This window comes from Streptomyces albicerus, assembly GCF_008905045.1.
GTDB lineage: Bacteria > Actinomycetota > Actinomycetes > Streptomycetales > Streptomycetaceae > Streptomyces > Streptomyces albicerus.
In genome coordinates this window covers 128,872-154,898 of record NZ_VWMY01000025.1, presented here as the reverse complement: position 1 = coordinate 154,898, position 26,027 = coordinate 128,872, and the positions used below count along the sequence as shown (strand labels likewise).

Below are 26,027 nucleotides of genomic sequence, written 5' to 3'. Positions count from 1 at the left end.
GTGTCGAAGAGGTATCGAGGAGACGGGGAACGCGCAGGTCAGCCCGCTCGGTGCACCACCGCGTCGCACAGCTCCACCAGCGCCGCCTTCGCGTCGCACTCCTGGAGCGGTACCAGCGTGGCGCGGGCCTCCTCCGCGTACCGCACGGTGTCGCGGCGGGCCTGCTCAAGGGCCGGGTGTACACGCAGCCTGGCCAGCGCCTCAGCGTGGCGCGCGTCGTCCGTCAGGTCCGAGGCGAGCAGCTCGGACAGCGCGATGTCCTCGGCGAGGCCCAGCCGCTCCACGCGCTCACGCAGCCGCAGCACGGGCATCGTCGGAATGCCCTCGCGCAGGTCGGTGCCCGGCGTCTTGCCGGACTCGTGCGAGTCGCTCGCGATGTCCAGCACGTCGTCGGCGAGCTGGAAGGCGACGCCGAGCCGCTCCCCGTACTGCGTCAGCACGTCGACGACCGTCTCGTCGGCGCCCGACATCATCGCGCCGAATCGTCCCGCCACGGCGATCAGCGAGCCGGTCTTGCCGCCGAGCACGTCCATGTAGTGATCGATCGGGTCGCGCCCGTCACGGGGCCCGGCCGTCTCCAGGATCTGGCCGGTCACCAGCCGCTCGAACGCCTCCGCCTGGATGCGTACGGCCTCGGGCCCGAGGTCGGCCAGGATGTGCGAGGCGCGCGCGAAGAGGAAGTCGCCGGTGAGGACCGCGACCGAGTTGCCCCAGCGGGCGTTGGCGCTGGGCACCCCGCGGCGCACGTCAGCCTCGTCCATCACGTCGTCGTGGTACAGCGTGGCGAGGTGGGTCAGCTCGACGACCACGGCCGAGGGCACGACACCCGGCGCGTACGGATCGCCGAACTGCGCGGCGAGCATCACGAGCAGCGGCCGGAACCGCTTGCCACCCGCGCGCACGAGGTGCTGCGCGGCCTCCGTGATGAACGGGACGTCGCTCTTGGTGGCCTCGAGCAGTCCCTCCTCGACAGCCGCCAATCCGGCCTGGACATCGGCTTCGAGAGCCTGGTCCCGCACGCTCAGCCCGAACGGCCCGACGACGGTCACGAGGGTCTCCTGTCTGCTGACGCTCTCAACGGCGGTCTCTGGATGCTCTGGGTGCTGCGGATGCTGTGGATGCTGTGGGTGTTTGTCGATGTGTCGCTGCCGACACTCAAGTCAGCGTATCCGGTCGCCTTTCGATCACAGTGAGCGCCCACCGGTCCTAGCCAGGCGGTATCGGATCACTGGCGGTATGTTCTTGATCAGTCGATACGACCGATACGTACCGAAAATGAATGACATTTCAAAAAATGCCGCTTCTCGACCCATAGCGCAATCGAAACCACCCTGGTCACCGCCATGCACATCCGTACGTCCTTCCCCTACGAGACGACTCACGAGGACCTCCGCATCCCTCTGCCGGACGGGACGAGGCTGTACGCGCGTGTGTGGCGCCCGCTCACCGACGAACCCGTGCCGGCCCTGCTCGAATACCTCCCGTACCGCCTGACCGACTGGACGGCCCCGCGCGACTGGCAGCGCCACCCCTGGTACGCGGGCCACGGCTACGCCTCCGTACGCGTGGACGCCCGCGGGCACGGCAACTCCGAGGGCATGCCCGGTGACGATTACTCGGCGACGGAGCCGGCCGACGGGGTCGAGGTCGTCAACTGGCTCGCCGCCCAGCCCTGGTGCTCCGGGCGCGTCGGCATGTTCGGCATCTCCTGGGGCGGCTTCAACTCCCTCCGGATCGCGGCCCTCGCACCCGAGCCGCTCAAGGCGATCGTCATGGTCTGCTCGACGGACGACCGCTACGACAACGACGTGCACTACATGGGAGGTTCCGTACTCGCCGTCGACATGCACGCGTGGGCGGCGACGATGCTCGCGTTCGTGTCGCGACCGCCTGATCCGGCGTACGTGGGCGAGGTCTGGCACGACCTGTGGGTCAAACGACTGGAGGCCGTCGATCCGTTCCTGCACACCTGGCTGGAGCACCAGACGAGGGACGACTACTGGCGCCGCGGCAGCGTGTGCGAGGACTACTCGGCGATCCGGGCCGCGGTGCTCGCGGTCGGCGGCTGGCACGACCCGTACCGCGACACCGTCCTGCGGCTCGTGGAACACCTCCCCGCGGATCGCGTACGGGGGCTGATCGGACCGTGGTCGCACCAGTACCCCGATCGGGGGCAGCCGCCGGGCCCGGCGATCGGCTTCCTCCAGGAGACGCTGCGGTGGTGGGACTACTGGCTCACGGACACCGACACCAGGACCAGGACCAGGACCAGCACCGGCACCGGCACCGGCACCGGCACCGGCACCGGCACCGGCACCGGCACCGGCACCGGGATCATGTCCGAGCCGCTGCTGCGCTCGTACGTCAGTGACTCGCATCCTCCGGCGACCGTGTACCCGGTGCTGCCGGGCCGCTGGGTCGGCGATCCGTCCTGGCCCTCTCCCCTGGTGACGCCGATGACGTACGCCCTCCGGGGCGCGCCCGTGATCGTACGGTCCCCTCAGCACACGGGGCTGGACGCGGGCCGTTTCCTCCCCCTCGGCAACGACGCGGACCTGCCGCCCGACCAGCGGGACGAGGACGCGAAGTCGGCATGCTTCGAGTTCGAGGTTCCGGAGGAGATCTGGGTGCTGGGCCGCCCCCGCGTGCGCTTGAGGCTCACTACGGAGGCGACGCGAGGACAAGTAGTGGCCCGAATCTGCGACGTGGCTCCCGACGGCTCGTCGACGCTCGTCACCCGAGGCGTTCTGAACCTGTCAGCCCGCTATGGCCGTGACCAGGCGATTCCCTGGAAACCGGGCTCTACGGAGGACGTGGTTTTCGACCTGAACGCCATCGGCCATGCCTTCCCTCCGGGCCACCGCATCCGCCTCGCCGTCTCCTCCGCGTACTGGCCGTGGATCTGGCCCCAGCCGGGCTCGGAGGGCGGCTTCACACTCACCCCTTCGGGGAGCGTGCTGGAACTCCCCCTCCGCGCACAGGAGTCGGACCCGTCCATCACCTTCGAGGAACCGGAGCAGTCGGAGCCCATGGGCGTGAACTTCCCCGCGACGCTGGACGAACCGCGCCCCGAACGACTCGTCGTCCGCGATGTCGCCAAGGGCGAGTGGCACCTGGAGGTGGACCCGTGTCACGACGGCACCCGCGTGTACCCCGACGGCCTCGAGTTCACCGAGGACGCGCTGGACACGTACACGATCAACGAGTCGGACCCGCTGTCGGCCCGCGCCCACTCGGACTGGTCCATCCGCCTCCACCGGCCGGATCTGCCGTGGGACGCGAGGGTCGAGGCGCACTCCGAAATCACCTGCGACGCGGCGGAGTTCATTACCTCCAACGAGGTGATCTGCAAAAGCGGTGACGAAGTGGTGTTCCACCACACCTGGGAGAGAAGGATTCCGCGAACGGCGGGATGAGACCGTAGCCTCGCCGAATGACCGCGTACGCCCGGCGGAGGGGACATGGCGCACGGCGAGGAGCGAGGGGTTCCCGCGAGGACCGGGGAGTTCCTGATGGAGCTCGACGAGGGGATGCTCGTGTACTTCCGGGAGATGGCCCACGAGATGGTCACGCGTTTCGGGATCTCGCGCGCGGAAGCGGTGGCGAGGATCAACCGGGCTTATGAGGGGCGGGAGTTCGCCCCCTATCCCGATCTCATGTGCCACGAGTTCCCCGAATACTGGGGCTACGGCCTCTACTTCAAGCCCAATGCGGGCCGGCTCCCCGACGACGACCCGGACACGGACCTCTCCGTGTGGGAGGTCCGGCCGGCTCCGCCCAGGGATTCGGCCGCCTGGACGCTCGGCGAGTAGTGCCCGAGTTGCCGCCATTGCTGCTTTATTTGCGCTTCGTCGTGCTTGGTCGCGTGAAATGGGTCACGTCCGGACGAGTCGGGGCACGATGCGGTCTCCAGCGATTCCCTATTTGCTTAAGGCAAGTTGAGTTTTGCGTTCCGGCGTAATCGGGTGATTTTCCCCTTTGACGCTACAAGGTCAGGCGGGTTGCGTCGCGAATTCGGGGCTTGTTCCGGACATGTGCTCTCGCATACGTTCGCGTCGATCCGGGCGGATCGCCGAATCCTGCCGCCGTCCGGAACCCACCCATCCACGCGCTACGGCAGGAGCGGGGGACCCAGGTAAGTCGCCGATCCGGGCATGCCGGAACGGCTCGGGGTCAAGTCGCATTTCACCGTGCGGCCGGGCATCTCCCGCCCGAACCCGACAGCTCACCTCGCAGGCGTCGGAGAGGAAATGCGCCATGGCCGCACGAGGTAAGCACCGCCGTCCTAAGTCCCGCACGCTCACTCGCGGTGTCGTTGCCGCGGGGACGGGCGGAGCCGCGCTCGCGCTCCCCATCGTGGGAGCGACCGGCGCCCACGCCGCACAGCCGACGCAGATCGCGCAGGTCAGCCAGGCCGCGCCGACTGCGGCGACTGCGGTCCCGCAGGTCTCGCTCGTCACGTACAAGGTGGCCGCGGGCGACACCCTGTCCAAGATCGCGCGAAAGCACACGAGCGGCGACTGGCAGAAGCTGTACAAGGCCAACCGCGCGGTCATCGGCGACGATCCGGCATTCATCCGTCCCGGCCTCCAGCTGACAGTGGGCACGAAAAACGCCCAAACCTCAGCAAAGAAGACGACCACGGCGTCCGCCGTCACCCCCGCCGCCGCGAAGACGTACGCGAACAACCTCGACGGCTGGATCCGGGAGTCGCTGGACATCATGGCCCAGAAGGGAATCCCGGGCACGTACGACGGCATCCACCGCAACATCATGCGCGAGTCGTCGGGAAACCCGCAGGCCATCAACAACTGGGACTCCAACGCCGCGGCCGGTACGCCGTCGAAGGGGCTCCTCCAGGTCATCGCTCCGACCTTCGCCACGTACCACGTGGCCGGCACCTCGATGGACCCCTTCGACCCGGTGGCCAACATCACGGCGGCCTGCAACTACGCCGCCGCGAGGTACGGCTCGATCGACAACGTCTTCGGGGCGTACTGAGCAGGCCTTTGGGCGGCACGCCCGCGGGCCAGGCCTATGGCGGGCCCGCAAGACGGGGCCCATGGACCAGCAGCCGCGGGCTGCTGGTCCATGGGCGAGTCCGCGGGCGGCGGTCCATGGGCGGGCCCGCGGGCGGCGGTCTACAGGCGGGCGAACAACCGCTCCAGCACCACCGCGATCCCGTCATCCTCGTTCGACAGGGTCACCTCGTCGGCCACCGCCTTGAGTTCGGGATGCGCGTTGGCCATCGCGACTCCATGCGCGGCCCAGTCGAACATCGGGATGTCGTTGGGCATGTCCCCGAAGGCGATCGTGGCGGCGGGGGTGAGGCCGAGGTGTTCGGCCGCGAGGGCGAGGCCCGTCGCCTTGGTCACGCCACATGGCTGGAGTTCGACGGTGCCGGGGCCGGACATCGTGACGGTGGCGAGGGAACCGACCGCTCCGCGGGCCGCGGACGCCAACTCGTCGTCGGACAACAGCGGATGGCGCAGCAGCACCTTGCTGATGGGTTCCGCCCAGAGGTCGTCTCGGCGCAGGACGCGTACCGCCGGGAGCGTGGGGTGCGGCATCTCGTACCCCGGCTCTATGAGCGTGAGGCCGTCGACCCCGTCCTGGTCGACGGCCGCGTACACGTCCCCGGTCTCCGCCTCGATCTTGCCGAGCGCCGTCTCGGCCAGCTCGCGGTCGAGGGTGACCGACCACACCATGCGGTCGGCGCCGACGTCGTACAACTGCGCTCCCTGCCCGCACACAGCGAGCCCCTGACTGCCCAGCTCGTCGAGCAACGGCCGTACGCGCGGGGCCGGTCGTCCCGTCACCACGAGGTGCCGCGCGCCCCCCTCGACCGCCGTCGCCAGCGCGGCCCGTGACCGGTCGGAGATGGTGTCGTCGCCGCGCAGCAGCGTTCCATCCAGGTCAGTGGCGATAAGTGCATATGCAGTCGGTGCGGCCATGATCAGAGAATACGGATCGAATGGCCCAACGACTCGACGGGAACCGGACGTCGTCCGGTATCTCGTCAGGCACCCTGGTCACCGTAGTCAGCCCAGCAACTCACCCTTGCCGTCGTCCTGATGGACGGCACCGGTCGCAGCGCCCCCGAAGCCACGATCAGGACGTGGCAAGTCACCTTCCTGCCGAGCATCCGGGGACACATCCGGGGACGCCCCTTGCTCAGCCGTGCGCCCTCGCCACGTGCCGAACCAACCGTGGCGAAGCGAACTCCGTCCCGCACACGAACCGCATCACCGGCCCGTACGAAGCCGCCGCGGGCAACCCCGTGAAGTACAGCCCGGGTACGGAGGACCTGAACCCGGCGCCCAGCTTCGGTGTCCCCCGGCTCACCGCCAGCTCCGTACGCAGTTCGTGCCCGAGGAAGTCCATCGCGGCGAGGTCGACGCGGTATCCGGTCGCGGCGACGAGGTGGTCCGCGGAGAGTTCCTCGACGCGGCCGCCGAGGGTCCGGACGACGAGGGCCGGGCGGCCGTCGGCCGATCCGGAGCGGACGATCCGCGACACCTCGCTCACCTGCACCTTCCCCTCGAACCGCGCCCGCAGCCACCAGGCGCCGAGAGAACCGAGTACGCGGCGGACGAGGAAGTGCCGTGCCTGCGGGGGCAGATGGCGGTACGCGGCACGCTTGCGGAGCTTCTGGCCACGGGTCCCCCCACGTGTCCCCTCTACCGGACCCGGACCCCACCCCGCCCGTGTCCACCGAAAGGACGCTAATCCTGAATCATCCCCTCCGACAAGGCTTATCCGGACATTGCGAACTCTTTAGACACTGCCCAAGACCAGCAACTCCCCCGTAACGTGTGCCCCACCCACACGGAAAGCGAGGCAGCACCCGATGCCCCCCTTCGATGTCCCCGAGGGCGATCCCTTCGGCCCGCACAATCTTCCGTACGGCGTGTTCTCCCTGGGCGACTCCGACCTACGGAGCGTGGGCGTCCGGCTGGGCGACCACGTCCTGGACGCAGGGGCCGCGGCCGTGGAACTCGGCTCCCCGTACGCCGCCCTGCTCGCCCGCCCCTCGCTGAACCCGCTGCTCGCGGCCGGCCGTACGGCTTGGTCCGACGTGCGGCGCGCGATCACCGCCTGGGTCACGGTGCCCGCCCACCGCGAGACCGTCGCACCCCTGCTGCACCCGCTTTCCGAGGTGACGCTCCACCTCCCCTTCGAGGTCGCCGACTACGTCGACTTCTATGCCTCCGAGAACCACGCCCGTAACGTCGGTCAGATCTTCCGCCCCGACGCCGCCGACTCCCTCACCCCCAACTGGAAGCATCTGCCGATCGGTTACCACGGCCGGTCGGGCACCGTCGTGGTCTCCGGGACCGAGGTCGTACGCCCCTCCGGTCAGCGCAAGGCCCCGACGGACCCGGCGCCGGTCTTCGGCCCGTCCGTCCGGCTGGACATCGAGGCGGAGGTCGGCTTCGTGGTCGGCACGCCCTCCGCGATGGGCACGCCCGTGCCGCTGAGCGACTTCCGCGACCACGTCTTCGGCCTCTGCCTCCTCAACGACTGGTCCGCGCGCGACCTCCAGGCCTGGGAGTACGTCCCCCTCGGCCCGTTCCTCGGCAAGTCCTTCGCCACCTCGGTGTCTGCCTGGATCACGCCCCTCGACGCCCTGGAGGACGCCCGGGTCGCGCCCCCGACGCGTACGCACCCTCTCCTTCCCTACCTGGACGACGCCTCGGAGGACCCCAGCGGCTACGACCTGCGGATCTCCGTCGCCATCAACGGCCACATCGTCTCCGAGCCTCCCTTTTCGACCATGTACTGGACGGCCGCCCAGCAGCTCGCCCACATGACGGTGAACGGGGCGTCGCTGCGCACGGGCGATCTGTACGGGTCGGGAACGGTGAGCGGGCCTTCGGAGCGCGAACGGGGCTCGCTCCTGGAGCTGACCTGGAACGGCCGGGACACCCTCGAACTCCCCGACGGCAAGCGGACGTTCCTGGAGGACGGGGACGTCGTGACCCTGACGGCCTGGGCACCGGGGCCCGACGGGACACGGGTGGGGCTTGGCGAGGTGACAGGTCGGGTCGTCGCGGGGTCCTGACCTCAGCCGGTGGCCGGTGGTCCGAACCCGACGGGGCGGACCGTGCGACCGCTGCTGCTGGTGCACGGGGCTGGCCCGGCGGCACCGCCGTGGCCCGCGGCCACGCGCCGAAGGCGCAGCCGCGCGGCCACGGCCGCCGCCTATATCCAGTCGTCCGGCTCCGGCTCCGCATCCATTTCGGGCCAGTCCAGTCCCGGGGCCTCGTCGCTCCGGGGCTCCGGAACCGACGCGCCGCCGCTCCCCGGATCCTCCGCTTCCCCGGAAGGCCGCTCCAGGGAAGCGAGCACCCCGATCACACCCTCCCCGTATGTCACGAGCTTCTTCTCGCCGACCCCGCTGATGCCGCCCAGCTCGGCGACGGAGGTGGGCCACAATGTGGCGATCTCCCGCAGCGTGGCGTCGTGGAAGATGACGTACGCCGGGACGCCCTGCTCCTTGGCCTGTCCTGCACGCCAGGCGCGCAGGGCCTCGAAGGCGGGGAGCAGCTCCGGAGGCAGCTCGGCCGCGGCGGCCGCGGCCTTGGCCTTGCGCTCGGACCGGCCGGAGCCGGACGAGGAACGGGAAGTCACCGGCTTCGGCGGCTCCTTGCGCAGCGGCACCTCGCGCTCGCGCCGCAGTACGGTCCCGCTCTCCTCGGTCAGCACCAGCGTCCCGTACTCACCCTCGACCGCGAGGAGCTCCTGGGCGAGCAACTGCCGTACGACACCGCGCCATTCGCCCTCGGACAGCTCCTCGCCGATGCCGAAGACGGAGAGCTGGTCGTGGTCGAACTGTATGACCCTCGCGGTCCTGCGCCCGAGCAGGATGTCGACGATCTGTACCGCCCCGAACTTCTGCCCCCGCTCACGCTGCAGCCGCACCACCGTGGACAGCACCTTCTGCGCCGCGACCGTGCCGTCCCAGGTCTCTGGCGGGACGAGGCACGTGTCGCAGTTCCCACACGCCGGGGTTGAGGGGTCCTGGCCGAAGTAGGCGAGCAGCTGGCCGCGCCGGCACTGGGCCGTCTCGCAGAGCGCGAGCATCGAGTCGAGGTGCGCGGCCGCCCGGCGCCGGAACGCCTCGTCGCCCTCGCTCGACTGGATCATCTTGCGCTGCTGTATGACGTCGTTCAGGCCGTAGGCCATCCATGCCGTGGACGGCAGTCCGTCGCGGCCCGCGCGGCCCGTCTCCTGGTAGTAGCCCTCGACCGACTTCGGCAGGTCGAGGTGGGCGACGAACCGTACGTCCGGCTTGTCGATGCCCATGCCGAAGGCGATGGTCGCGCACACCACCAGGCCGTCCTCGCGCAGGAACCGCGACTGGTGGGCGGCGCGCATGCCCGCGTCCAGGCCCGCGTGGTACGGCACCGCCGCGATGCCGTTCCGGGAGAGGAACTCGGCTGTCTTCTCGACCGAGTTGCGCGACAGGCAGTACACGATGCCCGCGTCGCCCGCGTGCTCCTCCTTCAGGAAGGACAGCAGCTGCTTCTTCGGGTCGGCCTTCGGCACGATCCGGTACTGGATGTTGGGCCGGTCGAAGCTCGCCACGAAGTGGCGGGCGTCCGGCATGCCCAGGCGCTGGGTGATCTCCTGATGCGTCGCGTGTGTGGCCGTCGCGGTCAGCGCGATCCGCGGTACGTCGGGCCAGCGCTCGCCAAGGAGGGAGAGCGCCAGATAGTCCGGGCGGAAGTCGTGGCCCCACTGGGACACGCAGTGCGCCTCGTCGATCGCGAAGACGGAGATCTTGCCGCGTGAGAGGAGGTCGAGGGTCGACTCCAGGCGCAGCCGCTCGGGCGCGAGGTAGATCACGTCGAGCTCGCCCGCCAGGAACTCCGCCTCGACCACGCGTCGCTCGTCGAAGTCCTGCGTGGAGTTCATGAACCCGGCGCGCACGCCGAGCGCCCGCAGCGCGTCCACCTGGTCCTGCATCAGCGCGATGAGCGGGGAGACCACCACGCCCGTACCCGGTCTGACCAGGGCCGGGATCTGGTAGCAGAGCGACTTGCCGCCGCCCGTCGGCATGAGGACGACGGCGTCGCCGCCGGCCACCACATGCTCGATGACGGCTTCCTGCTCGCCGCGGAAGGCCTCGTATCCGAAGACCCGGTGGAGCGTGCCGAGCGTTTCGCTCTCCGCCACCTCTGTCATCACACCCGTCCCGCCCATCGTCCCGTCCCCCGTACGTCGTGCCTCGACCACTGCGTCCACGATAGGGGTCCGCACCGACAGCCTCAGAGTTATCCACAGGCTGCGACGGAGCATCCGCGGAACGCATCCGTCAGCTCACCCCGAAAACACTTCGGGCCCCGGCTCCCAAAGGAGCCGGGGCCCGAAGAGCAGGAGGTCAGCGGACGAAAACGCCCGCCTGCCCCGCCAGGTCGAGGAAGTACTGCGGCGCCACACCGAGCACCAGCGTGACCGCCACTCCCACCCCGATCGCCGCCATCGTGAGCGGCGACGGCACGGCGACCGTCGGCCCCTCCGGGCGCGGCTCACTGAAGAACATGAGCACGATGACGCGGATGTAGAAGAAGGCCGCGATGGCCGAGGAGATCACACCGACCACGACCAGCGCGCCCGCGCCGCCCTCGGCCGCCGCCTTGAACACGGCGAACTTCCCGGCGAAGCCCGAGGTCAGCGGGATGCCCGCGAAGGCCAGCAGGAACACCGCGAACACGGCCGCCACCAGTGGCGACCTGCGTCCGAGCCCGGCCCACTTGGACAGGTGCGTGGCCTCGCCGCCCGCGTCCCGTACGAGCGTGACCACCGCGAACGCGCCGATCGTCACGAACGAGTAGGCGCCCAGGTAGAAGAGCACCGACGAGACACCGTCCGGCGTCGTCGCGATGACACCCGCGAGGATGAAGCCCGCGTGCGCGATGGACGAGTACGCCAGCAGCCGTTTGATGTCGGTCTGGGTGATCGCGACGATCGCACCGCCCAGCATGGTGACGATCGCGACGGCCATCATCACCGGCCGCCAGTCCCAGCGCAGGCCCGGCAGCACGACGTACAGCAGCCGCAGCAGCGCGCCGAAGGCGGCCACCTTGGTCGCGGCGGCCATGAAGCCGGTCACCGGTGTCGGCGCGCCCTGATACACATCCGGGGTCCACATGTGGAACGGCACCGCGCCGACCTTGAACAGCAGGCCCATGACGACCATCGCGGCGCCGATGAGCAACAGCGCGTCGTTGCCCATGGTGCCGGCGAGTGCCGGGTTCACCGTCTCGATCGTGCCGTCGACGACCTGCGCGATCGTCGCGTACGACACCGAGCCGGCGTAGCCGTACAGCAGGGCGATGCCGAAGAGGGTGAACGCGGAAGCGAAGGCGCCGAGCAGGAAGTACTTGACCGCGGCCTCCTGCGACATGATCCGCTTGCGGCGGGCCACGGCGCACAGCAGGTAGAGCGGCAGCGAGAAGACTTCCAGGGCGATGAACAGCGTCAGCAGGTCGTTCGCCGACGGGAAGATGAGCATGCCGCCGATCGCGAAGAGCAGCAGCGGGAACACCTCGGTCGTGGTGAACCCGGCCTTGACCGCGGCCTTCTCGCTGTCGCTGCCCGGCACGGACGCGGCTTGTGCCGCGAACGAGTCGACTCGGTTTCCGTGCGCCACGGGGTCGAGGCGCCGCTCGGCGAACGTGAACACACCGAGCAGACCGGCGAGCAGGATCGTGCCCTGCAGGAAGAGTGCGGGCCCGTCGACCGCGATGGCGCCCATCGCGGCGATGCCCGCCTTCGTGGTGCCGTATCCGCCGGCCGCGAGCCCCACGACCGCGGCGAAGGCGGCGGCGAGGGCGACGACGGACATGAACACCTGGACGTAGTAACGGGACTTGCGGGGCACGAAGGCCTCGACCAGGATCCCGACGATCGCCGCACCGATGACGATCAGGGTGGGCGACAACTGCCCGTATTCGATCTTCGGCGCGTCGATCTTGTCGATCGGGTCCGCCGCCATTGTCCACAGGCTGTGGACGGCTGCTGCGCTCACTTGGCCGCCTCCACCTCGGGCTGGGGGTCCTTCTTCTGGACGTCGGACATGGTCTGCTTGACCGCCGGGTTGACGATGTCGGTGATCGGCTTCGGATAGACGCCGAGGAAGATCAGCAGGGCGATCAGCGGGGTGACGACCACGAGCTCCCGCACCCTGAGGTCGGGCATGGCCGAGACCTCGGCCTTAACCGGGCCCGTCATCGTCCGCTGGTAGAGGACGAGCGTGTAGAGCGCGGCGAGAACGATGCCGAAGGTGGCGATGATCCCGATCGCCGGGTAGCGCGAGAACGTGCCGACCAGGACCAGGAACTCACTCACGAACGGCGCGAGCCCCGGCAGCGACAGTGTCGCGAGGCTGCCCATCAGGAAGGTGCCGGCGAGCACCGGGGCGACTTTCTGCACTCCTCCGTAGTCGGCGATCAGACGCGAACCGCGCCTCGAGATCAGGAAGCCGGCCACCAGCATCAGCGCGGCGGTCGAGATCCCGTGGTTGACCATGTAGAGCGTCGCGCCCGACTGGCCCTGGCTGGTCATCGCGAAGATGCCCATGATGATGAACCCGAAGTGGGAGATCGACGCGTACGCCACCAGCCGCTTGATGTCGCGCTGGCCGACCGCGAGCAGCGCCCCGTAGATGATGCTGATCAGGGCGAGCACGAGGATGACCGGCGTCGCCCACTTCGAGGCCTCCGGGAAGAGCTGGAGGCAGAAGCGGAGCATCGCGAAGGTGCCGACCTTGTCGACCACCGCCGTGATCAGTACGGCTACCGGGGCGGTGGCCTCCCCCATCGCGTTGGGCAGCCAGGTGTGCAGCGGCCACAGGGGTGCCTTCACCGCGAAGGCGAAGAAGAAGCCCAGGAAGAGCCACCGCTCGGTGTTGGTCGCCATGTCCAGCGAGCCGTTGGCCCGGGCTTCGGCGATCTCCTGGAGCGAGAAGTTTCCGGCCACTACGTAGAGCCCGATCACGGCGGCCAGCATGATCAGGCCGCCGACCAGGTTGTAGAGGAGGAACTTCACGGCGGCGTACGAGCGCTGGGCCGCCGCGTGCTCGTCCGAACCGGCGTGGGCTCGGTCCCCGAAGCCGCCGATGAGGAAGTACATCGGGATGAGCATGGCTTCGAAGAAGATGTAGAAGAGGAAGACGTCGGTGGCCTCGAAGGAGATGATCACCATCGCCTCGACGCCGAGGATCAGGGCGAAGAAGCCCTGGGTCGGGCGCCAGCGGCTGCTCTTCGTCTCCAGGGGGTCGGCGTCGTGCCAGCCCGCGAGGATCACGAACGGGATCAGCAGGGCGGTCAGCGCGATCAGCGCCACCGCGATGCCGTCCACGCCCAGCTCGTACCGCACCCCGAAGTCCTTGATCCAGGCGTGCGATTCGGTGAGCTGGTAGCGGTCGCCGTCCGGGTCGAAGCGGACCAGGACGACAAGGGCGAGCACCAGGGTGGCGAGCGAGACGAGCAGCGCCAGCCACTTGGCGGCGGTGCGGCGTGCGGCCGGCACGGCGGCCGTGGCGATCGCCCCGAGGGCCGGGAGCGCCGCCGTCGCTGTCAGCAGAGGAAAGGACATCGGTATCAGACCGCCCTCATCAGCAGGGTCGCGGCGATGAGGATCGCAGCACCGCCGAACATCGAGACCGCGTACGACCGCGCGTAGCCGTTCTGCAGCTTGCGGAGCCGTCCGGAGAAGCCGCCCATCGAGGCCGCCGTGCCGTTGACGACCCCGTCGACCAGCGTGTGGTCGACGTACACCAGGGAGCGCGTGAGGTGCTCTCCGCCGCGTACGAGGACGACGTGGTTGAAGTCGTCCTGGAGGAGGTCGCGCCGGGCGGCCCGGGTGAGCAGGGAGCCGCGCGGGGCGACGACCGGGACGGGACGGCGCCCGTACTGGAGGTAGGCGGCACCGACGCCGATGACCATCACGGCCACCGTGGAGAGCGTGACCGTCGTCGCGCCGATCGGCGGGTGACCGTGCGCGTGCTCGGTGACGGGCTCCAGCCAGTGCATGAACCGGTCGCCGATGCCGAAGAACGCGCCCGCGAAGACCGATCCGAAGGCCAGCACGATCATCGGGATCGTCATGGACCTGGGGGACTCGTGCGGGTGCGGTTCAGCGTGCGCGCCCTGGTGTTCGGCCGCCGGCTCCACACTCGGGTCGGCCGGAGAGGCGGTCGGTTGGTTCCTCCAACGCTCCTCTCCGAAGAAGGTCAGCAGCATCACGCGCGTCATGTAGTACGCGGTGATGGCCGCGCCGAGGAGGGCCACACTGCCGAGGATCCAGCCCTCGGTGCCGCCCTTCGCGAACGCCGCCTCGATGATCTTGTCCTTGGAGAAGAAGCCGGACAGACCCGGGAAGCCGATGATGGCGAGGTAGCCGAGGCCGAACGTCACGAAGGTGACCGGCATGTATTTCCTCAGGCCGCCGTACTTCCGCATGTCGACCTCGTCGTTCATGCCGTGCATGACCGAGCCGGCGCCGAGGAAGAGCCCGGCCTTGAAGAAGCCGTGCGTCACCAGGTGCATGATCGCGAAGACGTAGCCGATGGGGCCGAGGCCCGCCGCGAGGATCATGTAGCCGATCTGCGACATGGTCGAACCGGCGAGCGCCTTCTTGATGTCGTCCTTGGCGCAACCGACGATCGCACCGAAGAGGAGCGTGACCGCTCCGACCACGGTGGTCGCGAGCTGTGCGTCCGGTGCGGCGTTGAAGATCTCTCCGGAGCGGACGATCAGGTACACGCCCGCGGTCACCATGGTCGCGGCGTGGATGAGGGCCGAGACCGGGGTCGGGCCCTCCATCGCGTCCCCGAGCCAGGACTGCAGCGGCACCTGGGCGGACTTGCCGCAGGCGGCGAGCAGCAGCATCAGGCCGATGGCGGTGAGCGTGCCCTCGCTGGTCTCACCGGTGGACTCCAGGACCGGCCCGAAGGCGAAGGTCCCGAAGGTGGTGAACATCAGCATGATCGCGATCGACAGGCCCATGTCGCCGACGCGGTTGACCAGGAAGGCCTTCTTAGCGGCGGTGGCGGCGCTGGGCTTGTGCTGCCAGAAGCCGATCAGGAGGTACGAGGCGAGGCCGACGCCCTCCCAGCCGACGTACAGCAGCAGGTAGTTGTCGGCGAGGACGAGCAGCAGCATCGCCGCGAGGAACAGGTTCAGATAGCCGAAGAAGCGGCGGCGCCGCTCGTCGTGCTCCATGTACCCGATCGAGTACAGGTGGATGAGCGAGCCGACGCCGGTGATCAGCAGCACGAACGTCATCGACAGCTGGTCGAGCTGGAAGGCCACGTCCGCCTGGAAGCCCTCGACGGGGATCCAGCTGAACAGGTGCTGGGCGATGGCCCGGTGCTCCTCGTCCTTCCCCAGCATGTCGGCGAAGAGGATCGCGCCGATCACGAAGGAGACGGCCGCGAGGACCGTGCCGATCACATGGCCGACGGCGTCGAGGCGCCGGCCGCCGCACAGCAGTACGGCCGCTCCGAGCAGAGGCGCCGCCACAAGCAGCGCAATCAGGTTCTCCACGTTTCAGCGACCCCTTACAGCTTCATCAGGCTGGCGTCGTCGACCGAGGCCGAGTGGCGGGAACGGAACAGCGACACGATGATCGCGAGCCCGACCACGACCTCCGCGGCGGCGACGACCATCGTGAAGAAGGCGATGATCTGGCCGTCGAGATTGCCGTGCATCCGGGAGAAGGCGACGAGCGCGAGGTTGCAGGCGTTGAGCATGAGCTCGACGCACATGAACACCACGATCGCGTTTCGCCTGATCAGGACGCCGGTGGCGCCGATCGTGAACAACAGGGCGGCGAGGTAGAGGTAGTTGACGGGATTCACTTCGTGGCCTCCTCTTCCCGGCCGAGCCGCTCCTCGGAGCGCTGCTCCAGCGCCTTCAGATCCTTGATCGCGTCGTTCGACACATCGCGGATCTGGCCGCGGTCCCGCAGCGTCTTGATGACGGTGAGCTCGGACGCGGTGCCGTCCGGCAGGAGACCCGCGATGTCCACCGCGTTGTGCCGGGCGTAGACGCCGGGGGCGGGCAGCGGCGGGAGCTGCTTGTTTTCCCGTACGCGTTCCTCGGCCAGCTCACGCTGGGTCTTGGCCCGCTCGGTGCGCTCGCGGTGCGTGAGCACCATGGCGCCGACGGCGGCCGTGATGAGCAGGGCGCCGGTGATTTCGAAGGCGAAGACGTACTTCGTGAAGATGAGGGCCGCGAGACCCTCCACGTTGCCACCGGAGTTGGCCTGGGCCAGGCCGTTGAACTCGTTCAGCGACGCGTTGCCGATACCCGCGCACAGCAGGATGCCGAAGCCGAGGCCGCACAGGAGGGCCAGCCAGCGCTGGCCCTTGATGGTCTCCTTCAGGGAGTCCGCCGCGGTGACACCGACGAGCATGACCACGAAGAGGAACAGCATCATGATCGCGCCGGTGTAGACGATGATCTGCACGACGCCAAGGAAGTACGCGCCGTTGGCGAGGTAGAACACCGCAAGGATGATCATGGTCCCGGCGAGGCAGAGGGCGCTGTGCACGGCCTTCTTCATGAAGACGGTGCACAGGGCGCCGACCACGGCGACCGTGCCGAGCACCCAGAACTGGAACGCCTCGCCGGTGGAGGTGGAGTAGGCGGCGAGCTGCGCGCTCATGCGTCCACCCCCTCTTCCTCGGGCTTCTCTCCCTTGGAGACGGCTACCTGACGCTCCGTACCGGGCGCGGCCTCCGTGACCAGGCCCCGGTAGTAGTCCTGCTCGTCCGTCCCGGGGAAGATCGAATGAGGGCTGTCGACCATGCCCTCCTCCAGGCCGGCGAGCAGCTGCTCCTTGGTGTAGATGAGGTTGGCGCGGCTGCTGTCGGCCAGCTCGAACTCGTTGGTCATCGTCAACGCGCGCGTGGGGCACGCCTCGATGCACAGGCCGCACAGGATGCAGCGGGCGTAGTTGATCTGGTAGACGCGGCCGTACCGCTCGCCCGGGGAGTAGCGCTCCTCTTCGGTGTTGTCCGCGCCCTCCACATAGATGGCGTCCGCGGGACAGGCCCAGGCGCACAGCTCGCAGCCGATGCACTTCTCCAGGCCGTCCGGATGGCGGTTGAGCTGGTGCCTGCCGTGGAACCGCGGTGCGGTGGTCTTCTGCTGCTCCGGATACTGCTCGGTCAGCCGCTTCTTGAACATGGCCTTGAAGGTCACGCCGAAGCCTGCGACGGGATTCTGGAAACCGGGTTTGGTCTCCTTCTGCTCATCAGCCATCGGACGCCTCCTTTCCGTCACGAGGTCCATCGGGTCCGTCACTGGCAGTATCGACCCCACCACTGACAATCAACTCCCGCTCCCGGCGCGGGCGTCGCCGTGGCACCGGTGGCAGCTCCTGTCCCGGCAGTGGCGGTACGGGGAATCCGCCTGCCATCGGGTCGAAGACGGGGGGTTCGGGCGGCGCCTCCTGGGCGGCCTTCCGGTCGCGGAACATGTCGGCGAGGAAGGAGAGCAACAGCAGGGCGAGGACGCCGCCGCCCACGTACAGGGCGATGTCGGCGAAGTCGTAGTTCTCGTTCCGAAGCGTCCGTACGGTCGCTACGAGCATCAGCCAGACCACGGAGACCGGGATGAGGACCTTCCAGCCGAGCTTCATCAGCTGGTCGTAACGCACGCGCGGGAGCGTGCCGCGCAGCCAGATGAAGAAGAACAGCAACAGCTGCACCTTGACGACGAACCAGAGCATCGGCCACCAGCCGTGGTTCGCACCCTCCCAGAAGGTGCTGACCGGCCATGGAGCCCGCCAGCCGCCCAGGAACAGCGTCACGGAGACCGCCGAGACGGTCACCATGTTCACGTACTCGGCGAGCATGAACAGCGCGAACTTGATGGACGAGTACTCGGTGTTGAAGCCGCCCACGAGGTCGCCCTCGGACTCCGGCATGTCGAACGGCGCGCGGTTGGTCTCGCCGACCATCGTCACGATGTAGATCAGGAACGACACCGGCAGCAGGATGATGTACCAGCGGTCCTGCTGCTGGGCGACGATCTCCGAGGTCGACATCGAGCCGGAGTACAGGAACACCGACGCGAACGCGGCGCCCATGGCGATCTCGTACGAGATCATCTGCGCGCAGGCGCGCAGACCGCCGAGCAGCGGATACGTCGATCCGGAGGCCCAGCCCGCGAGCACGATCCCGTAGATGCCCACCGAGGCGACGGCGAGGATGTAGAGCATCGCGATCGGCAGGTCGGTGAGCTGCATCGTGGTGCGGTGGCCGAAGATCGAGACCTCGTTGCCGGCCGGCCCGAAGGGGATCACGGCGATCGCCATGAAGGCCGGGATCGCGGCGACGATCGGCGCGAGGATGTAGACGACCTTGTCCGCGCGTTTGACGACGAGGTCTTCCTTGAGCATCAGCTTGATGCCGTCGGCGAGCGACTGGAGCATGCCCCAGGGGCCGTGCCGGTTGGGACCGATGCGCAGCTGCATCCAGGCGACGACCTTGCGCTCCCACACGATGGAGAAGAGCACGGTGATCATCAGGAAGGCGAAGCAGAAGACCGCCTTGATGGCGACCAGCCACCAGGGGTCGCGGCCGAACATGGAGAGGTCCTCCGCGGCCAGGTACGCGGGCGCGGCGAGGTTGGCGGTCATGCCTCCACCTCCTTGGGGGCCTCGGTGGCGAGGGTCGCCGGGCCGATGTGGACGAGCGCGCCGGGCAGCGCGCCCGTGTCGGAGGCGACGCCTCCCCCGGCGGAGTTCAGCGGGAGCCAGACGACGCGGTCGGGCATCTCCGTGATCTGCAGCGGGAGTTCGACCACTCCGGAGGGGCCGGTCACGGCGAGCAGGTCGCCGTCCTTGACGCCCGCCTCGGCGGCGGTGGCGGCCGACACGCGCGCGTGTGCGGCGTGCCGCGTCCCGGCGAGCGCGTCGTCGCCCTCCTGGAGGCGGCCCTGGTCGAGCAGCAGCCGGTGCCCGGCGAGCACAGCCTCCCCGGCGGCGGGCCGCGGCAGCACGGCCGCCGTCTCCAGGGGCTCGGTGGCCCGCGGCCCGTCCCAGGCTCCGAGCCGGTCCAGCTCCACGCGCGCGGTGCGCAGATCCGGCAGACCCAGATGGACGTCCATGGCGTCGGCCAGCATCTGCAGGGCGCGCGCGTCGGTGGGCGCCACCCGGCGGGTCATCTGGTCGGGCTTGAGTGAGGCGTCGAAGAGGCGCGCCCGGCCTTCCCAGTTGAGGAAGGTGCCCGCCTTCTCGGCGACCGCGGCGACGGGGAGTACGACGTCCGCGTGCTCGGTGACCTCACTGGGGCGCAGTTCCAGCGACACCAGGAAGCCCACTTCGGAGAGTGCTTCACGCGCGCGTGCCGGGTCGGGAAGGTCGGCGACCTCGACGCCCGCCACGACGAGCGCGGAGAGTTCACCGGTGGCGGCGGCCTCGACGATCTGTCCGGTGTCGCGGCCGAAGCGGTGCGGGAGTTCGGCGATCCCCCAGGCGACGGCGACCTCGTCCCGCGCGCGCGGGTCGGTGGCCGGGCGCCCGCCGGGCAGCAACGAGGGCAGCGCGCCCGCCTCGATGGCGCCGCGTTCCCCGGCCCGGCGCGGGATCCACACCAGCTGGGCGCCGGTCGCGGACGAGGCCCGTACGGCGGCGGTGAGCCCACCCGCCACGGAGGCCAGGCGTTCACCGACCAGGATCACGGCGCCTTCGGTACGCAGCGCCTCGGCGGCCTTCGCTCCGTCGCCCTCCAGGCCGACCCCGGAGGCGAGCGCGTCCAGCCACTCGGTCTCGGTGCCGGGCGCGGCCGGCAGCAGCGTGCCGCCCGCCTTCTCCAGGCCGCGCGTCGCGTGCGTGGCCAGCGAGAAGGACTTCTGCCCGTGTCCGCGCCAGGCCTTGCGCAGCCTCAGGAAGACACCGGGGGCCTCCTCCTCGGACTCGAATCCGGCGAGCAGGACGGCGGGGGCCTTCTCCAGGGCGGTGTACGTGACGCCCGTACCGTCGAGATCCCGACCGTGCCCGGCGACGCGGGCGGCCAGGAAGTCGGCCTCCTCGCTGCTGTGCACGCGCGCGCGGAAGTCGATGTCGTTCGTGTCGAGGGCCACGCGCGCGAACTTGCTGTACGCGTAGGCGTCCTCGACGGTGAGGCGGCCGCCGGTGAGCACGCCGGCCCGGGAGCGAGCGGCCAGGAGCCCCTGAGCCGCCGCTTCCAGGGCCTCCGGCCAGGAGGCGGGCTCCAGCTCACCGGATTCACCGCGTACCAGGGGCATCTGCAGCCGGTCCCGCTGCTGCGCGTACCGGAATCCGAACCGCCCCTTGTCGCACATCCACTCCTCGTTGACCTCGGGGTCGTTCGCCGCGAGCCGCCGCATGACCTTGCCGCGCCGGTGGTCGGTGCGGGTCGCGCAGCCGCCGGAGCAGTGCTCGCACACACTCGGCGAGGACACCAGGTCGAAGGGGCGGGAACGGAAGCGATACGCCGCCGAGGTCAGCGCGCCGACCGGGCAGATCTGGATGGTGTTCCCGGAGAAGTACGACTCGAAGGGGTCGCCCTCACCGGTGCCGACCTGCTGGAGCGCGCCCCGCTCGAGCAGCTCGATCATCGGGTCGCCCGCGACCTGGTTGCTGAACCGGGTGCACCGGGCGCACAGCACACACCGCTCACGGTCGAGCAGCACCTGGGGGGAGATCGGGACCGGCTTCTCGAACGTCCGCTTCTTGCCCTCGAACCGGGACTCGGCGTGGCCGTGGGACATGGCCTGGTTCTGCAGGGGGCACTCGCCGCCCTTGTCGCAGACCGGGCAGTCCAGCGGGTGGTTGATGAGCAGCAGCTCCATCACACCCTTCTGTGCCTTTTCGGCAACAGGAGAGGTGAGGTGGGTCTTGACGACCATCCCGTCCGTGCAAGTGATCGTGCAGGACGCCATGGGCTTGCGCTGGCCCTCGACCTCGACGATGCACTGGCGGCAGGCGCCGGCCGGGTCGAGGAGCGGATGGTCGCAGAAGCGGGGGATCTCGATGCCGAGCTGTTCGGCGGCGCGGATGACCAGAGTGCCCTTGGGCACGCTGATCTCGACGCCGTCGATGGTCAGCGAGACGAGATCTTCCGGCGGAACCGCCGCCTCCCCGCCCCCGGAGGGAGCGCTGGTGGTCACTGTCATGCGTTCACCTCCGTGTGCTTGTCCGCCCAGGCCGTCGACTTCGCCGGGTCGAAGGGGCAGCCCCGGCCCCTGATGTGCTCCTCGTACTCCGCGCGGAAGTACTTGAGGGAGGAGAAGATCGGCGAGGCGGCGCCGTCGCCGAGGGCGCAGAAGGACTTGCCGTTGATGTTGTCGGCGATGTCGTTCAGCTTGTCGAGGTCGGACATGACGCCCTTGCCCGCCTCGATGTCGCGCAGCAACTGCACGAGCCAGTAGGTCCCTTCGCGGCAGGGCGTGCACTTGCCGCACGACTCATGGGCGTAGAACTCGGTCCACCGCGTGACCGCCCGGACGACGCAGGTCGTCTCGTCGAAGCACTGGAGTGCTTTTGTGCCGAGCATGGAACCCGCGGCACCCACTCCTTCGTAGTCAAGAGGGACGTCGAGGTGCTCGTCGGTGAACATCGGGGTCGAAGAGCCGCCCGGCGTCCAGAACTTGAGGCGGTGTCCCGGCCGGATGCCGCCGCTCATGTCGAGGAGCTGACGGAGCGTGATGCCGAGCGGGGCCTCGTACTGGCCGGGATTGGTGACATGGCCGCTGAGCGAGTAGAGCGTGAAGCCCGGGGACTTCTCGCTTCCCATCGATCGGAACCATTCTTTGCCTTTGTGGAGAATCGCGGGAACCGACGCGATCGACTCGACGTTATTCACAACAGTCGGACAGGCATAGAGGCCCGCGACGGCAGGGAAAGGGGGACGAAGTCGCGGCTGTCCACGGCGGCCTTCGAGCGAGTCGAGCAGTGCGGTCTCCTCACCACAGATGTACGCGCCCGCGCCCGCGTGCACGGTGACCTGGAGGTCGAGTCCGCTGCCGAGGATGTTCTCGCCCAGGTAGCCCGCCGCGTAGGCCTCGCGGACGGCCTCGTGCAACCGCCGCAGCACGGGGACCACTTCACCGCGCAGATAAATGAAGGCATGCGAGGACCGGATCGCATAACAGGCGATGACAATGCCCTCGATGAGGCTATGCGGGTTCGCGAAGAGGAGCGGGATGTCCTTGCAAGTGCCAGGCTCTGATTCGTCGGCGTTGACAACTAGATAGTGAGGCTTTCCATCTCCCTGGGGAATGAACTGCCACTTCATTCCCGTGGGGAATCCCGCGCCGCCGCGCCCGCGCAGACCGGAGTCCTTCACGTACGCGATGAGGTCGTCCGGCGACATGGCGAGGGCCTTGCGCAGACCTTCGTACCCGTCGTGCCTCCGGTACACGTCCAGCGTCCAGGACTTGTCCTCGTCCCAGAAGGACGACAGCACGGGTGCGAGCAGCTTCTCCGGGCTGGTGTCTTTGATTTCGGCTGCCAAGGTCATCACTCCCCCTCCTCGGCGACGGGCCCGGCCGGGTGGGCGGGGTCGGAGGCCGACGTGTCCTGCGGCGCGTCGTGCGAACTGAGGTGCTCGGCCGGTGACGCCCCGTGCGGCGGCTCGCCCTGGGGAGCGCCGGAACCTCGCGGGTGCACCACGCGCGCGGGGGTCGTCTCCCCCTTGGCCAGCCGGAGGCCGATCAGTGAAGCGGGACCCGCGCTGCCGCTCGCCTCGACCGCGCCCTCGCGCTCGTCGGGGAAGCCCGCCAGGATGCGGGCGGTGTCCTTGAACGTGCACAAGGGGGCACCGCGCGTCGGCTCGACCTGTGTTCCCGCGCGCAGGTCGTCGACGAGACGCTTCGCGCTCGCCACGGTCTGGTTGTCGAAGAACTCCCAGTTGACCATCACGACCGGCGCGAAGTCGCAGGCCGCGTTGCACTCGATGTGCTCCAGGGTGACCTTGCCGTCGCCGGTGGTCTCGCCGTTGCCGACGCCCAGATGGTCCTGGAGTGCCTCGAAGATCGCGTCACCGCCCATCACCGCGCACAGGGTGTTGGTGCAGACGCCCACCTGGTAGTCACCGCTCGGCTTGCGCCGGTACATGGTGTAGAAGGTGGCGACCGCGGTGACCTCGGCCGTGGTCAGGCCGAGCATGTCGGCGCAGAACCGCATGCCGGTGCGCGTCACATGGCCCTCCTCCGCCTGCACGAGATGCAGCAACGGAAGGAGGGCGGAGCGGGAGTCCGGGTAGCGGGCGATGATCTCGCGCGCGTCCGCCTGGAGCCGGGCTCGGACGTCGTCCGGGTAGTCGGGCGCGGGCAGTTGGGGCATGCCCAGGCTGACGCCCTGTGCCCCTTGTACGCCCTGTACGCCCTGCTCGGAAGGAGTGGTGGTCACCGGTCGACGCCTCCCATCACGGGGTCGATGGACGCGACGGCGACGATGACGTCGGCGACCTGGCCGCCCTCGCACATCGCCGCCATGGCCTGCAGGTTGGTGAAGGACGGGTCCCGGTAGTGGACCCGGTAGGGGCGGGTGCCTCCGTCGGACACGACGTGCACCCCGAGTTCGCCCTTGGGCGACTCGACGGCCGCGTACGCCTGGCCGGGCGGGACGCGGAAGCCCTCGGTCACCAGCTTGAAGTGGTGGATGAGGGCCTCCATGGAGGTGCCCATGATCTTCTTGATGTGGTCGAGCGAGTTGCCGAGACCGTCGGGGCCGAGCGCCAGCTGGGCGGGCCAGGCGATCTTCTTGTCGCCGACCATCACCGGGCCGGGCTCCAGCCGGTCCAGGCACTGCTCGACGATCCCCAGCGACTGGCGCATCTCCTCCAGGCGGATGAGGAAGCGCCCGTACGCGTCGCAGGTGTCGGTGGTCGGGACGTCGAAGTCGTATGTCTCGTAGCCGCAGTAGGGCTGCGCCTTGCGCAGGTCGTGCGGCAGGCCGGCCGAGCGGAGGATCGGGCCCGTGGCGCCGAGGGCCATGCAGCCGGCCAGGTCGAGATGTCCGATGCCCTGCATGCGGCCCTTGAAGATGGGGTTCCCGGTGGCGAGCTTGTCGTACTCGGGAAGGTTCTTCTGCATCTTCTTCACGAACTCGCGGATCTGGTCCACCGCGCCCGGGGGCAGGTCCTGGGCGAGTCCGCCGGGCCGGATGTACGCGTGGTTCATGCGCAGGCCGGTGATCAGCTCGTAGATGTCGAGAATGAGTTCACGATCACGGAAGCCGTAGATCATGATCGTGGTCGCGCCGAGTTCCATGCCGCCGGTGGCGATGGCCACCAGGTGCGAGGAAAGCCGGTTCAGCTCCATCAGGAGCACGCGGATGATCGTGGCGCGGTCCGGGATCTCGTCCTCGATGCCGAGGAGCTTCTCGACGGCGAGACAGTACGCGGTCTCGTTGTAGAAGGACGTCAGGTAGTCCATGCGCGTCACGAAGGTCGTGCCCTGTGTCCACGTACGGAACTCGAGGTTCTTCTCGATGCCGGTGTGCAGATAGCCGATGCCGCAGCGGGCCTCGGTGACCGTCTCGCCGTCGATCTCCAGGATCAGCCGGAGCACACCGTGGGTGGACGGGTGCTGCGGGCCCATGTTGACGACGATGCGTTCGTCGTCGGCCCGGGCCGCGGTCTGGACGACCTCGTCCCAGTCGCCGCCGGTGACCGTGTAGACGGTGCCCTCGGTCGTCTCGCGGGCCGAGGCGGCTGATGCGTGCGACGTGCTCATGAGTACGACCTCCGCTGGTCCGGAGCCGGGATCTGGGCGCCCTTGTACTCGACGGGGATGCCGCCGAGGGGATAGTCCTTGCGCTGCGGAAAGCCCTGCCAGTCGTCCGGCATCATGATCCGCGTCAGTGCCGGATGGCCGTCGAAGACGATGCCGAAGAAGTCGTACGTCTCGCGCTCGTGCCAGTCGTTCGTCGGATAGACGGAGACCAGGGACGGGATGTGCGGGTCGGCGTCGGGGGCACTGACTTCGAGGCGGATCAGCCGGTTGTGGGTGATCGAGCGCAGGTGGTAGACGGCGTGCAGCTCGCGGCCCTTGTCCTGCGGGTAGTGGACTCCGCTCACGCCCGTGCAGAGCTCGAAGCGCAGGGCCGGGTCGTCGCGCAGGGTCTGGGCGACGCGGAGCAGATGCTCGCGTTCGACATGGAAGGTGATCTCGTCGCGGTCGACGACCGTCTTCTCGATCGCGTTCTCGGGGACGAGGCCCTGTTCCTCCAGGGCGCCCTCCAGCTCGTCGGCGACCTCGTCGAACCAGCCGCCGTACGGGCGGGTGGCCGGGCCGGGCAGCCGGATCGAGCGGACCAGGCCGCCGTAGCCGGAGGTGTCGCCGCCGTTGTTGGCGCCGAACATGCCGCGCTGGACGCGGATCTCCTCACCGCCCTCGCCGCGCTGGCCCGGGAGGTTGTCGGCGCCCAGGTCCTTCTCGGGGTTCACCCCGTTGCCGTTGCCGTTCGCGTCGCTCACCGCAGCAGGCCCTTCATCTCGATGGTGGGAAGCGCCTTGAGCGCCGCTTCCTCCGCCTCGCGGGCCGCCTCCTCGGCGTTCACGCCGAGCTTCGAGCTCTGGATCTTCTGGTGGAGCTTGAGAATCGCGTCCATCAGCATCTCGGGCCGCGGCGGACAGCCGGGCAGATAGATATCGACAGGGACGATGTGATCGACGCCCTGCACGATCGCGTAGTTGTTGAACATGCCGCCCGACGAGGCGCAAACCCCCATGGAGATCACCCACTTGGGGTTCGGCATCTGGTCGTAGACCTGCCTCAGAACCGGCGCCATCTTCTGGCTGACGCGCCCGGCGACGATCATCAGGTCGGCCTGGCGCGGCGAGCCGCGGAAGACCTCCATGCCGAAGCGCGCCAGGTCGTAGCGGCCCGCGCCCGTCGTCATCATCTCGATGGCGCAGCAGGCGAGGCCGAAGGTGGCGGGGAAGACGGACGACTTGCGCACCCACCCCGCGGCCTGCTCGACGGTGGTCAGCAGGAAGCCGCTCGGCAGCTTTTCTTCGAGTCCCATGCTCAGTG

20 protein-coding genes, 1 pseudogene and 1 riboswitch are annotated in these 26,027 nt (G+C 69.0%); of the genes and pseudogenes, 4 read left to right on the top strand and 17 right to left on the bottom strand.

Features of this window, described 5'->3' with window-relative positions; all coding sequences use genetic code 11:
* Window positions 1-38: 38 nt before the first annotated feature.
* Window positions 39-1,049, bottom strand: coding sequence for a polyprenyl synthetase family protein (locus GAS53_RS23730; RefSeq protein WP_151479701.1), 1,011 nt, complete (start codon window positions 1,047-1,049; stop codon window positions 39-41).
* 294 nt (window positions 1,050-1,343) lie between these two features.
* Here GAS53_RS23730 and GAS53_RS23725 point away from each other — a divergent pair, with 294 nt between their 5' ends.
* The 3 genes from GAS53_RS23725 (at window position 1,344) to GAS53_RS23715 (ending at window position 5,001) form a co-directional block, all read left to right on the top strand.
* Entirely contained in the window at window positions 1,344-3,416 is a 2,073-nt protein-coding gene (locus tag GAS53_RS23725) for a CocE/NonD family hydrolase (protein ID WP_151479700.1), read from the top strand.
* A gap of 45 nt (window positions 3,417-3,461) precedes the next feature.
* Window positions 3,462-3,812: a hypothetical protein gene (locus tag GAS53_RS23720; RefSeq protein ID WP_151479699.1), complete on the top strand. Its 351-nt coding sequence runs from the start codon at window positions 3,462-3,464 to the stop codon at window positions 3,810-3,812.
* A gap of 275 nt (window positions 3,813-4,087) precedes the next feature.
* A riboswitch (cyclic di-AMP (ydaO/yuaA leader) is annotated at window positions 4,088-4,254 on the top strand.
* Between the two features lie 3 nt (window positions 4,255-4,257).
* On the top strand, window positions 4,258-5,001 hold the full coding sequence (locus GAS53_RS23715) for a transglycosylase SLT domain-containing protein (RefSeq protein WP_151479698.1): 744 nt from the start codon (window positions 4,258-4,260) through the stop codon (window positions 4,999-5,001).
* Window positions 5,002-5,141: 140 nt separating this feature from the next.
* On the opposite strand, the gene GAS53_RS23710 is transcribed toward GAS53_RS23715, so the two are convergent.
* Window positions 5,142-5,954 (bottom strand): HAD family hydrolase, encoded by an 813-nt coding sequence (locus GAS53_RS23710; RefSeq protein ID WP_151479697.1) that lies wholly within the window; start codon window positions 5,952-5,954, stop codon window positions 5,142-5,144.
* 220 nt (window positions 5,955-6,174) lie between these two features.
* Window positions 6,175-6,630: pseudogene (locus GAS53_RS23705) on the bottom strand (NAD(P)/FAD-dependent oxidoreductase); the annotation flags it as partial.
* Between the two features lie 220 nt (window positions 6,631-6,850).
* On the opposite strand from GAS53_RS23705, the gene fahA reads away from it, so the two are divergent.
* Window positions 6,851-8,065 carry a fumarylacetoacetase gene (gene fahA / locus GAS53_RS23700; protein ID WP_151479696.1) on the top strand — a complete coding sequence of 405 codons (1,215 nt, stop codon included), beginning with the start codon at window positions 6,851-6,853 and terminating at the stop codon, window positions 8,063-8,065.
* Between the two features lie 140 nt (window positions 8,066-8,205).
* Here fahA and recQ read toward each other — a convergent pair whose 3' ends face one another.
* From recQ to GAS53_RS23630, 14 genes are all read right to left on the bottom strand, one after another.
* Window positions 8,206-10,209 (bottom strand): DNA helicase RecQ, encoded by a 2,004-nt coding sequence (recQ, locus tag GAS53_RS23695; protein WP_151479724.1) that lies wholly within the window; start codon window positions 10,207-10,209, stop codon window positions 8,206-8,208.
* A 178-nt stretch (window positions 10,210-10,387) separates the two neighbouring features.
* Window positions 10,388-12,037: an NADH-quinone oxidoreductase subunit NuoN gene (gene nuoN, locus GAS53_RS23690; protein WP_151479695.1), complete on the bottom strand. Its 1,650-nt coding sequence runs from the start codon at window positions 12,035-12,037 to the stop codon at window positions 10,388-10,390.
* Window positions 12,034-13,605, bottom strand: a complete 1,572-nt coding sequence (locus tag GAS53_RS23685; protein ID WP_151479694.1) for an NADH-quinone oxidoreductase subunit M — start codon at window positions 13,603-13,605, stop codon at window positions 12,034-12,036. The genes nuoN and GAS53_RS23685 overlap by 4 nt, the downstream gene beginning before the upstream one ends.
* Before the next feature lie 5 nt (window positions 13,606-13,610).
* Window positions 13,611-15,557: an NADH-quinone oxidoreductase subunit L gene (gene nuoL, locus GAS53_RS23680; RefSeq protein WP_151479693.1), complete on the bottom strand. Its 1,947-nt coding sequence runs from the start codon at window positions 15,555-15,557 to the stop codon at window positions 13,611-13,613.
* A gap of 14 nt (window positions 15,558-15,571) precedes the next feature.
* Window positions 15,572-15,871 carry an NADH-quinone oxidoreductase subunit NuoK gene (gene nuoK, locus GAS53_RS23675; RefSeq protein ID WP_009310327.1) on the bottom strand — a complete coding sequence of 100 codons (300 nt, stop codon included), beginning with the start codon at window positions 15,869-15,871 and terminating at the stop codon, window positions 15,572-15,574.
* The gene (locus tag GAS53_RS23670; protein ID WP_151479692.1) at window positions 15,868-16,680 is read right to left on the bottom strand and encodes an NADH-quinone oxidoreductase subunit J; all 813 of its coding nucleotides are present in this window, start codon (window positions 16,678-16,680) and stop codon (window positions 15,868-15,870) included. Before GAS53_RS23670 ends, nuoK begins: the two co-directional genes overlap by 4 nt.
* On the bottom strand, window positions 16,677-17,279 hold the full coding sequence (gene nuoI, locus GAS53_RS23665) for an NADH-quinone oxidoreductase subunit NuoI (RefSeq protein ID WP_151479691.1): 603 nt from the start codon (window positions 17,277-17,279) through the stop codon (window positions 16,677-16,679). Before nuoI ends, GAS53_RS23670 begins: the two co-directional genes overlap by 4 nt.
* Window positions 17,272-18,660: an NADH-quinone oxidoreductase subunit NuoH gene (nuoH, locus tag GAS53_RS23660; RefSeq protein ID WP_151479690.1), complete on the bottom strand. Its 1,389-nt coding sequence runs from the start codon at window positions 18,658-18,660 to the stop codon at window positions 17,272-17,274. Before nuoH ends, nuoI begins: the two co-directional genes overlap by 8 nt.
* Entirely contained in the window at window positions 18,657-21,161 is a 2,505-nt protein-coding gene (locus GAS53_RS23655; protein WP_151479689.1) for an NADH-quinone oxidoreductase subunit G, read from the bottom strand. Before GAS53_RS23655 ends, nuoH begins: the two co-directional genes overlap by 4 nt.
* A complete protein-coding gene (gene nuoF / locus GAS53_RS23650) occupies window positions 21,158-22,507 on the bottom strand; it encodes an NADH-quinone oxidoreductase subunit NuoF (protein ID WP_151479688.1) in 1,350 nt (449 codons plus the stop codon). The genes GAS53_RS23655 and nuoF overlap by 4 nt, the downstream gene beginning before the upstream one ends.
* Window positions 22,507-23,331 (bottom strand): NADH-quinone oxidoreductase subunit NuoE, encoded by an 825-nt coding sequence (gene nuoE, locus GAS53_RS23645; protein WP_151479723.1) that lies wholly within the window; start codon window positions 23,329-23,331, stop codon window positions 22,507-22,509. The genes nuoF and nuoE overlap by 1 nt, the downstream gene beginning before the upstream one ends.
* A 62-nt stretch (window positions 23,332-23,393) precedes the next feature.
* Window positions 23,394-24,725 (bottom strand): NADH-quinone oxidoreductase subunit D, encoded by a 1,332-nt coding sequence (locus GAS53_RS23640; RefSeq protein ID WP_151479687.1) that lies wholly within the window; start codon window positions 24,723-24,725, stop codon window positions 23,394-23,396.
* On the bottom strand, window positions 24,722-25,468 hold the full coding sequence (locus tag GAS53_RS23635) for an NADH-quinone oxidoreductase subunit C (protein ID WP_151479686.1): 747 nt from the start codon (window positions 25,466-25,468) through the stop codon (window positions 24,722-24,724). The genes GAS53_RS23640 and GAS53_RS23635 overlap by 4 nt, the downstream gene beginning before the upstream one ends.
* Entirely contained in the window at window positions 25,465-26,019 is a 555-nt protein-coding gene (locus tag GAS53_RS23630) for a NuoB/complex I 20 kDa subunit family protein (protein WP_018528252.1), read from the bottom strand. Before GAS53_RS23630 ends, GAS53_RS23635 begins: the two co-directional genes overlap by 4 nt.
* Between the last annotated feature and the right edge of the window lie 8 nt (window positions 26,020-26,027).

Excerpts from the sequence above, each read along its gene's own strand:
- GAS53_RS23640 (WP_151479687.1), bottom strand. The coding sequence starts at position 24,725 with ATGAGCACGTCGCACGCATCAGCCGCCTCGGCCCGCGAGACGACCGAG.
- GAS53_RS23685 (WP_151479694.1), bottom strand. The coding sequence starts at position 13,605 with ATGTCCTTTCCTCTGCTGACAGCGACGGCGGCGCTCCCGGCCCTCGGG.
- GAS53_RS23630 (WP_018528252.1), bottom strand. The coding sequence starts at position 26,019 with ATGGGACTCGAAGAAAAGCTGCCGAGCGGCTTCCTGCTGACCACCGTC.
- nuoE (WP_151479723.1), bottom strand. The coding sequence starts at position 23,331 with ATGCCCCAACTGCCCGCGCCCGACTACCCGGACGACGTCCGAGCCCGG.
- nuoI (WP_151479691.1), bottom strand. The coding sequence starts at position 17,279 with ATGGCTGATGAGCAGAAGGAGACCAAACCCGGTTTCCAGAATCCCGTC.
- fahA (WP_151479696.1), top strand. The coding sequence starts at position 6,851 with ATGCCCCCCTTCGATGTCCCCGAGGGCGATCCCTTCGGCCCGCACAAT.
- GAS53_RS23725 (WP_151479700.1), top strand. The coding sequence starts at position 1,344 with ATGCACATCCGTACGTCCTTCCCCTACGAGACGACTCACGAGGACCTC.
- recQ (WP_151479724.1), bottom strand. The coding sequence starts at position 10,209 with ATGGGCGGGACGGGTGTGATGACAGAGGTGGCGGAGAGCGAAACGCTC.
- GAS53_RS23670 (WP_151479692.1), bottom strand. The coding sequence starts at position 16,680 with ATGAGCGCGCAGCTCGCCGCCTACTCCACCTCCACCGGCGAGGCGTTC.
- GAS53_RS23715 (WP_151479698.1), top strand. The coding sequence starts at position 4,258 with ATGGCCGCACGAGGTAAGCACCGCCGTCCTAAGTCCCGCACGCTCACT.
- GAS53_RS23655 (WP_151479689.1), bottom strand. The coding sequence starts at position 21,161 with ATGACAGTGACCACCAGCGCTCCCTCCGGGGGCGGGGAGGCGGCGGTT.
- nuoH (WP_151479690.1), bottom strand. The coding sequence starts at position 18,660 with ATGACCGCCAACCTCGCCGCGCCCGCGTACCTGGCCGCGGAGGACCTC.
- nuoF (WP_151479688.1), bottom strand. The coding sequence starts at position 22,507 with ATGACCTTGGCAGCCGAAATCAAAGACACCAGCCCGGAGAAGCTGCTC.
- GAS53_RS23710 (WP_151479697.1), bottom strand. The coding sequence starts at position 5,954 with ATGGCCGCACCGACTGCATATGCACTTATCGCCACTGACCTGGATGGA.
- GAS53_RS23720 (WP_151479699.1), top strand. The coding sequence starts at position 3,462 with ATGGCGCACGGCGAGGAGCGAGGGGTTCCCGCGAGGACCGGGGAGTTC.